General features: G+C 56.5%; 9 protein-coding genes and 1 pseudogene. 8 read left to right on the forward strand and 2 right to left on the reverse strand.

The genetic code is table 11. From position 1 onward, the window contains the following. The 6 genes from B3F49_RS11290 to ilvB form a co-directional block, all read left to right on the forward strand. On the forward strand, positions 1 to 291 hold a 291-nt coding region (locus B3F49_RS11290; protein ID WP_293911143.1), incomplete at its 5' end, for an alpha-isopropylmalate synthase regulatory domain-containing protein. A gap of 19 nt (positions 292 to 310) precedes the next feature. Beyond that, entirely contained in the window at positions 311 to 1,579 is a 1,269-nt protein-coding gene (leuC, locus tag B3F49_RS11295) for a 3-isopropylmalate dehydratase large subunit (RefSeq protein ID WP_293911145.1), read from the forward strand. 1 nt (position 1,580) lies between these two features. Beyond that, a complete protein-coding gene (leuD, locus tag B3F49_RS11300; protein WP_293911147.1) occupies positions 1,581 to 2,078 on the forward strand; it encodes a 3-isopropylmalate dehydratase small subunit in 498 nt (165 codons plus the stop codon). After that, on the forward strand, positions 2,075 to 3,133 hold the full coding sequence (leuB, locus tag B3F49_RS11305; protein WP_293894075.1) for a 3-isopropylmalate dehydrogenase: 1,059 nt from the start codon (positions 2,075 to 2,077) through the stop codon (positions 3,131 to 3,133). The genes leuD and leuB overlap by 4 nt, the downstream gene beginning before the upstream one ends. A 15-nt stretch (positions 3,134 to 3,148) precedes the next feature. Beyond that, positions 3,149 to 4,834 carry a dihydroxy-acid dehydratase gene (gene ilvD / locus B3F49_RS11310; protein ID WP_293911150.1) on the forward strand — a complete coding sequence of 562 codons (1,686 nt, stop codon included), beginning with the start codon at positions 3,149 to 3,151 and terminating at the stop codon, positions 4,832 to 4,834. A gap of 12 nt (positions 4,835 to 4,846) precedes the next feature. Continuing rightward, the gene (ilvB, locus tag B3F49_RS11315) at positions 4,847 to 6,529 is read left to right on the forward strand and encodes a biosynthetic-type acetolactate synthase large subunit (RefSeq protein WP_293911152.1); all 1,683 of its coding nucleotides are present in this window, start codon (positions 4,847 to 4,849) and stop codon (positions 6,527 to 6,529) included. On the opposite strand, the gene B3F49_RS11320 is transcribed toward ilvB, so the two are convergent. Continuing rightward, positions 6,460 to 6,858 carry a helix-turn-helix transcriptional regulator gene (locus tag B3F49_RS11320; protein WP_349681286.1) on the reverse strand — a complete coding sequence of 133 codons (399 nt, stop codon included), beginning with the start codon at positions 6,856 to 6,858 and terminating at the stop codon, positions 6,460 to 6,462. The genes ilvB and B3F49_RS11320 overlap by 70 nt on opposite strands. 119 nt (positions 6,859 to 6,977) lie before the next feature. Here B3F49_RS11320 and B3F49_RS11325 point away from each other — a divergent pair, with 119 nt between their 5' ends. After that, positions 6,978 to 7,448 (forward strand): rubredoxin-like domain-containing protein, encoded by a 471-nt coding sequence (locus B3F49_RS11325; protein ID WP_293894064.1) that lies wholly within the window; start codon positions 6,978 to 6,980, stop codon positions 7,446 to 7,448. Then, on the forward strand, positions 7,448 to 7,933 hold the full coding sequence (locus tag B3F49_RS11330) for a 4Fe-4S ferredoxin (RefSeq protein ID WP_293911158.1): 486 nt from the start codon (positions 7,448 to 7,450) through the stop codon (positions 7,931 to 7,933). The genes B3F49_RS11325 and B3F49_RS11330 overlap by 1 nt, the downstream gene beginning before the upstream one ends. Before the next feature lie 19 nt (positions 7,934 to 7,952). Here the strand turns inward: B3F49_RS11330 and B3F49_RS11335 are convergent. Further along, a pseudogene (locus tag B3F49_RS11335) lies at positions 7,953 to 8,249 on the reverse strand (MFS transporter); the annotation flags it as partial.

The raw sequence follows: 8,249 nt of genomic DNA on the forward strand, positions 1-8,249 counted from the left end.
GCCGAAGGCGAAGGCCCGGTCAACGCCCTCGACCGTGCATTGCGCAAGGTTCTTGAGCAGTTCTATCCGACGCTCAAGAGTGTTCACCTCACCGACTACAAGGTACGAGTCCTCGACTCGGCCGGGGCCACAGCCTCCAAAGTCAGGGTTCTCATAGAATCGACGGACGGAGAGGAAAGCTGGTCCACCATCGGGGTGAGCAAGGACATCATCGAGGCAAGCTGGTTTGCCCTCAGTGATAGTATAGAGTACAAATTAATCGCAGATGGCGTAGAGCCATCGGGCGAATGAGAGTAAGGAGAGTTCCCCTATGGGTATGACGATGACGCAGAAGATCCTGGCCCACCATGCCAATCTGGAGTCTGTACGTGCAGGCCAGTTGATCATGGCAAATTTGGACATGGTGCTGGGCAACGATATTACCGCTCCGGTGGCCATCAACGAGTTCCCGAAGTTCGGCAAGGAGACTGTGTTCGACAAGGACAAGGTGGCTCTGGTTCCCGACCACTTCTCCCCGAACAAGGACATCAAGGCAGCCGAACAGTGCAAATGCCTGCGCAGTTTTGCCAATGACCATGAGATCACCAACTACTTCGATGTCGGTCGGATGGGCATCGAGCACGCCCTGCTGCCCGAGAAAGGCTTGGTGGGGGCAGGCGATCTGGTAATCGGAGCCGACAGCCACACCTGCACCTACGGAGCCCTCGGGGCTTTCTCCACCGGTGTGGGATCGACGGATATGGCCTCGGGCATGGCAACCGGCCAGGCTTGGTTCAAGGTTCCCTCCGCCCTGAAGTTCAATCTGAGCGGCACGTTCGCCCCCTATGTCAGCGGCAAGGATTTGATCCTCCACATCATCGGCATGATCGGTGTGGATGGGGCCTTGTATCAGAGTATGGAGTTCACCGGCGAAGGTGTTGCAAACCTGACCATCGACGACCGTTTCACCGTGGCAAACATGGCCATCGAAGCCGGTGCGAAGAACGGCATTTTCCCCGTGGACGAGGTTGCTCTTGCCTACTTGAAGGAACACTGCCCCAAAGAGCCGGTAATCTATGAAGCCGATGCCGATGCCACCTATGAGGCGGTCTATGACATCGATCTCGCTTCGATCAAGAGCACGGTCAGCTTCCCCCACCTTCCCTCCAATACCCGCACCATCGACGAGGTGGGCGAGGTGAGGATCGACCAGGTTGTCATCGGCTCGTGCACCAACGGCCACATCAGCGACCTCAGGCAGGCCGCCGCGATTCTGAAGGGAAGGAAGGTCGCCAAGCACGTACGCGCCCTCATCTTCCCTGCCACGCAAAAAATCTGGAAGCAGGCGATGAATGAAGGCCTGTTCGATATTTTTGTGGACAGCGGCTGTGCTGTCTCGACTCCCACCTGCGGCCCTTGCTTGGGGGGCCACATGGGCATCCTGGCAGAAGGTGAGCGGGCGGTGAGCACGACCAACCGCAACTTTGTGGGGAGAATGGGACACGTGAAGAGTGAAGTCTATCTGGCAAGCCCTGCAGTGGCTGCCGCCAGTGCTGTCGCCGGGTACATCGCCGACCCGAACAAGGTTATGGAGGCTTAGGATGCAGGTACAAGGAAATGTTTTCAGATACGGGGATAATGTCGACACCGATGTCATCATCCCGGCTCGCTATCTCAATACTTCGAATCACAAGGAGCTGGCTCAGCACTGCATGGAGGATCTCGACCAGACCTTCATCAAGCAGGTGAAAAAGGGCGACATCATGGTGGCCGACAAGAACTTCGGCTGCGGCTCGAGTCGTGAGCATGCTCCGATCGCCATCAAGGAGAGCGGCATAAGCTGTGTCATCGCCCGCACCTTCGCCCGAATTTTCTACCGCAATGCCATCAACATCGGCCTTCCCATCCTGGAGTGCCCCGAGGCTTGCGACGGCATCAAGGCAGGTGATGTGGTCAGCGTGGATTTCTCCACCGGCACGATCACCAATGTCACCACCGGCTCTGTGTTCCAGAGCGAGCCTTTTCCTCCTTTCATGCAGGACCTGATTGCAAACGGCGGGTTGGCGGGGTATATCGCAAACAGGGGGAAGCAGGCATGAACAAGCATATAGCGGTGGTGAGCGGCGATGGTATCGGGCCCGATATCGTCAGGGAGGCCTTGAAGGTGCTTGACGCCGTAGGGGCGAAGTTCGGTCATACCTTCACCACATCCAGCTACCTGGCGGGGGGAGCCGCACTCGATGCATTCGGCATACCCCTTCCTGAAGAGACGCTCTCTGGTTGCAAAAACAGCGACAGCGTATTGTTGGGAGCGGTCGGCGGGCCCAAGTGGGATACTCTGGCAAGCAATCTCAGGCCTGAGAAAGCCCTGCTCGGGTTGCGCGGCGGCCTGGGTTTGTTCTGCAACCTCCGCCCTGCCATCCTGTACAAGCAACTTGCTGATGCATGCCCCCTGAAGGCTGAGATCATCGGCGAGGGCTTGGACCTGATGGTGGTGCGCGAACTTACCGGGGGCGTCTATTTCGGCGAACGCGGAAGAACCGAGGATGCGGCATATGATACCATGGCGTATACAAGGGCCGAGATTGAGCGGATTGTACGCAAGGCGTTCGAGATCGCTCAAAAGCGATCGAAGCGGCTGTGCAGTGTGGACAAGGCCAACATCCTGAACACCAGCCAGCTGTGGCGCGAGATTGTGAAGTACGTTCAGGCGGACTATCCCGATGTCCAGGTGAGCCATCTGTATGTGGACAATGCTGCCATGCAGCTGGTCCGCAATCCCAGGCAGTTCGATGTGATCGTGACCGAAAACATGTTCGGCGATATTCTCAGCGATGAGGCCAGCCAGATCACCGGCTCCATCGGCATGCTTCCCTCGGCATCGCTGAGGGAGGACAGTTTTGGCATGTACGAGCCGATTCATGGCAGCGCACCCGATATCGCCGGCAAGGACCTGGCCAATCCGATAGCCACCATCCTGTCGGTGGCCATGATGCTGCGCTACAGTTTCGGTCTCCAAGCTGAAGCCGATTGCATTGAGAATGCTGTCTCGAAGGTGTTGGATTTAGGATATCGTACCGCCGACATTTATACACCGGGTATGAAGAAAATTGGTACGAACGAGATGGGATCGTTGATCGCCCAGTCCCTGTAAAGGAGGAGGAAGAGGATGGACACTACAAAGCAGCGTTCAGCACAGATGACCGAGGGAGCCGAGAGGAGTCCCCATCGGTCGTTGATGAAAGCCTTGGGATGGACCGACCGGGAAATCCACATGCCGATCATCGGCATAGTCAGTGGAGCGAATGAAATCATTCCCGGCCACATCCACCTCAACAGGATTGTGGATGCCGTGAAAGCCGGGGTGCGGCAGGCAGGGGGAAACCCTGTATCGTTTCCCGTCATCGGTGTCTGTGACGGTATCGCCATGGGTCATACCGGCATGAAGTATTCGCTGGCCAGCCGCGAGCTCATTGCCGACTCCATCGAGATCATGGCGACCGCCCATCCCTTTGATGCCTTGGTGTTCGTCCCCAACTGTGACAAGATCGTGCCGGGCATGCTCATGGCAGCGGCACGCATCAACATCCCCTCGATTTTTGTTTCCGGCGGTCCCATGCTCGCCGGGAAAATCCCCGGGGAGAAATCCTGCAGGACCAGCCTTTCGGTAATGTTCGAGAAAGTAGGCTCCCACGCAGCCGGTCTGCTCACCGATGAGGAACTGCTTGCCTATGAGGACAATGCCTGTCCGACGTGTGGATCGTGCAGCGGCATGTTTACCGCAAACAGCATGAACTGCCTGACCGAAGCCATCGGTATGGGGCTGCCCGGCAATGGTACCATTCCTGCCGTCTACAGCGCCCGCGATCGCTTGGCCAAGGAGGCGGGGTATCAGGTCATGGAGCTGCTCAAGCAGAATGTCCGTCCGTTGGATATCATGACCAAGGAGGCCTTTGCCAATGCCATGGCCGTCGATATGGCCCTCGGATGCAGCACCAATACCATGCTCCACCTTCCGGCCATCGCCCATGAGGCGAATGTAGCCCTGGATATTTTCATGGCCAACGAGATCAGCGCGAAGGTCCCGAATCTCTGCCATCTGGCTCCTGCCGGAGAGCACCATATCGAGGACCTCTATGAAGCCGGCGGAGTGCTTGCCGTGATGCATGAGCTGGGGAGAGCCGGCTTGCTCAACCCTTCGCTTCCCACCGTCAGCGGCAGGACGATCGGAGAGCTCTACCAAGAGGCTGTCGTCTACGACCATGAGGTGATACGGAGCATTGAAAAGCCGTACTCCCCGGTAGGCGGCATTGCAGTGCTGAGAGGAAACCTGGCACCCGACGGGGCGGTGGTCAAGCGCAGCGCCGTCGATGAGAAGATGCTGGTGCACGAAGGCCCCGCCCGGGTTTTCGACAGTGAAGAGGAGACCATCAAGGCAATCTTCAGTGGCAGCATCAAGGCCGGTGATGTCATCGTCATCCGCTATGAGGGGCCCAAGGGAGGGCCGGGCATGCGTGAAATGCTCAGTCCCACCAGCGCCATTGCCGGAATGGGATTGGACAAGGATGTCGCCCTGCTCACCGATGGCCGCTTCAGCGGAGCCACCCGGGGCGCCTCCATCGGCCATGTAAGCCCTGAGGCTGCCGAGGGCGGTCCGATTGGGTTGGTCGAGGAAGGGGACAGGATCAGGATCGACATTCCCAAGGGAACCTTGGATGTATTGGTTGATGATGCGGTGCTTGCCAAGCGCAGAGAGCATTGGGTTTGCAAGGAAAGTGAAATCCGAAGCGGCTATTTGGTCCGTTATGCCAAGCAAGTGAGCAGTGCGTCCACCGGTGCAATTTTCAGAACATAAGGAGTACCTATCATGCAGATGACCGGAGCCCAGATCATCATTGAGTGTTTGGTTGAACAGGGAGTGGATACCGTTTTTGGTTTCCCGGGAGGATCAGTTCTCCCCCTCTACGATGCCCTCTACCAGAACCAGAGGCGCATACGCCATATTTTGACGAGTCATGAGCAAGGCGCCTGCCATGCTGCCGACGGGTACGCCCGCAGCACCGGCAAGGTTGGGGTGTGCATCGCCACCAGCGGTCCGGGAGCGACCAATCTGGTAACGGGTATCGCCACCGCCTACATGGACAGCGTTCCCCTGGTGGCGATTACCGGAAACGTGACCACCCAACTCTTGGGCAAGGACAGTTTCCAGGAAGTCGACATCACCGGCATCACCATGCCGATTACCAAGCACAACTTCATCGTCAAGGATGTTGCAGACTTGGCGAAGACGGTTCGCAAGGCCTTCTTGATTGCCCAGGAAGGCCGGCAGGGCCCGGTCTTGATCGACGTCCCCAAGGATGTCACCGTCCATACCGCAGACTTTGTTCCCCAGGTCCCTGAAAAGCTCGCGCCCAGGACCGAACGGCTCAGCGAAAAGAGCATGGAAGTGGCCCTGGATTTGATCAAGAGTGCCCAAAGACCCATGTGTTATGTCGGAGGCGGGGTGATCAGGGCGAAGGCCAGTGAGGAGCTGTCGAGGTTCCTGGAGAACATCGACAGTCCTGCCTGTACCTCGTTGATGGGTTGCGGGGCGGTGAACTCGTACAGCCCCCGTTTTACCGGCCTGGTGGGGATGCATGGAACGAAAGTTTCGAACATGTGTGTCTCCTCCTGCGACCTTTTGGTGGTGATAGGGGCCCGGTTCAGCGACCGCGTAGTCAGCAAGGCAAGCAGTTTTGCCAAGAATGCCAAAATCATCCACATCGATGTCGATCCTGCTGAAATCGACAAGAACATCAAGACCTACTGCCATGTGGTGGGAGACGTGAAGGTGGTGCTGGAGCATCTGAACAAACGGATTGAAAAGCCGATGTTGCACCAGGATTGGATGGAACAAGTCACCGGGTACAAGAAGCGGTACCCCATCCGTGTGGACAGCGAAAGTGCTCGCAGCAAGGAGATTCTCAAGGCCCTGCAATCGGTCCTTCCTCCCGACTTCTTTATCGTTACCGAGGTTGGACAACACCAGATGTGGGCCGCCCAGTTCCTCAAGCACGTACAGCCCGGTCACTTCCTTACCAGCGGGGGCTTGGGTACAATGGGTTACGGGACCGGAGCCGCCATCGGGGCGCAGGTCGGCAACCCCGAAAGCCGTGTGGTCAATGTTGCGGGGGACGGGTCGTTCAGGATGAACTGCAACGAGCTTGCAACCATCGCACGCTACCGCCTGCCGGTGGTCATCCTCTTGATGAACAACCATACCTTGGGCATGGTCAGGCAGTGGCAGACGCTGTTCTTTGACAAGCACTACAGTGAAACCACCTTGGATACCGACATCAATTGGGTTGCCCTGGCTTCAGCCTATGGCGTCAAGGGGATGCGCATCCGAAGGGAAGACGACCCCAAGCCGATTCTCCAGGCCGCATTGGACCTGGGTGAGGCTGTCGTCATCGACTGTGAGATTCCCGTGGACGACAAGGTCTATCCGATGGTTGCCCCTGGGGCCTCCATCGATGATATGCTTGGCGTAGAGGAAGTGGGCGAGTACTGATACACGTAGTGTACGAAGTCGAGGAATGAGACCTCGAGGGCTGCACAGATGCTTTGCATCGTCGGCAGCCTCGGGGTTCTCTTTCCCGATTCTATGTAATAGAGCTGGCTTCGCGAGAGGTCGGCTTTTTCTATGAGCTCTTCCTGGGTCATGTTCTGTGCAAGTCTCAAGGCTTTGATGGCCTGTCCGATCGGTAAATGTTCCATGGATAGAGTATGCAGCTTCAATTGGGAAGATGTCAGATATTTGTCAGAAGAGTCGCTATTGGTAGTAGTTTTCAGTTTAATGGAAGCATAATGCACGCTGGTCCCTGATTCTAGGTTTTGCATGGGCAATAGGATAGGTGAGCAGTACTATAAGGAAGGAATTCATGCATGCAAGCATAAAATTCCACATTTCCGTCATCCAATGCTATACTTCCTTGTGTATCACATGAAGGAGGTTACTGATGGAAGATGCCATGAGAGAACTGTCCGCCCAGGAACTTGGTGCGCTCTGCTCCAATTTGCAGAAGGCTTGTTCAAAACAGCTGAAGAGCGAGGAAGCAGCCTTGTTCGGACGGCTTGCGGCCTTTTATGATAAGAAACAAGCCGACCTGTCGACATCCAGCTACCAGATGCTGCTCGATCGAATCAACGAGGATTTGAGTCAGGCGTACGCACAAGCGAATGAGCAGGCGTCCAATGCCGCTGACCGTGGAGCCCTCAGGGCGCTGGTTTGGGGGGAGAAGGTTTCCAAGCTGCTCAAGAGCTTGTTGGTACGGTACGAGAAACAGAAACAAGGGCTTTTGGAGAATACCAGTGTCTGGGTATGCGAGATTTGCGGCTTTGTATATGTGGGAGAGCGGCCACCCGAAATTTGTCCGATCTGCAAGGTTCCCGGTTTCAAGATTCACGCTGTCCAGAAGGAGGCCGTCTAATGCATGCCGCAAGAAATATCGCCCTGTGTACCAAGGATTGTGTCTGCTTGTTCATCTGTCCAACCGGTGCAACCGACACCGAAAACGGCCAGATTGATTTTTCCAAGTGCCTTGACGGCTGCCGCCTTTGCGTGGATGCCTGTCCCAGCCATGCCATCTATCTGGTTGCGGGCAACTATCCTGCTCCGCAACCGAAGACCGATGCGGTAAGAGCGGTATTGTTGGACCTTGCCAAGAGCAAGGCCGATCAGATGGCTCTTGCAACCAAGTTGGCCGACGAAAGTGATGACCCTGTTTTCCGTCAGCTTTGCAGGACGGTGGCGATGAGCAACCGGATCATGGCAGAGGACTGTTATCGTGAGGCTGGATACATGCTCCCCCAAAGCGATGCAGTACGACAGTTGCTCAAGCACCTTTTAGTGAAGCATGCGAAAGATGAATCTTTTCCCAAGGATGCCGTTGAGGCCTTGTTGGCCAAGCTCTAGGAAAGAGGCCCCGAAGCGTTCAGTTTCGACTTTTCTTTTCTGTCAGGTAGAGAATGAACATGCCGGCCGAGCCGATCAGGGCGGCAAGGCCGGTGGATATCCAAAGCAGGTTCATCGAATGGGCATCGATGATGGTTCCCCCGATGATCGGTGCCATGGCATGTCCGGTCCCCATGATGATAGGAAGGATTGCAGAGAACCGGGACCTATGGCTGATCGGGGTGTTGTTTGCCACGTAGAAGTGCTCGTTGGTGGCGTTGATGATCTCCCCGGTGGTATAGATGACCGTCAGGGCCAAAAAGGCGGGCGGGCTGAC

This window comes from Sphaerochaeta sp. UBA5836, from assembly GCF_002432845.1.
Taxonomy (GTDB): domain Bacteria; phylum Spirochaetota; class Spirochaetia; order Sphaerochaetales; family Sphaerochaetaceae; genus Sphaerochaeta.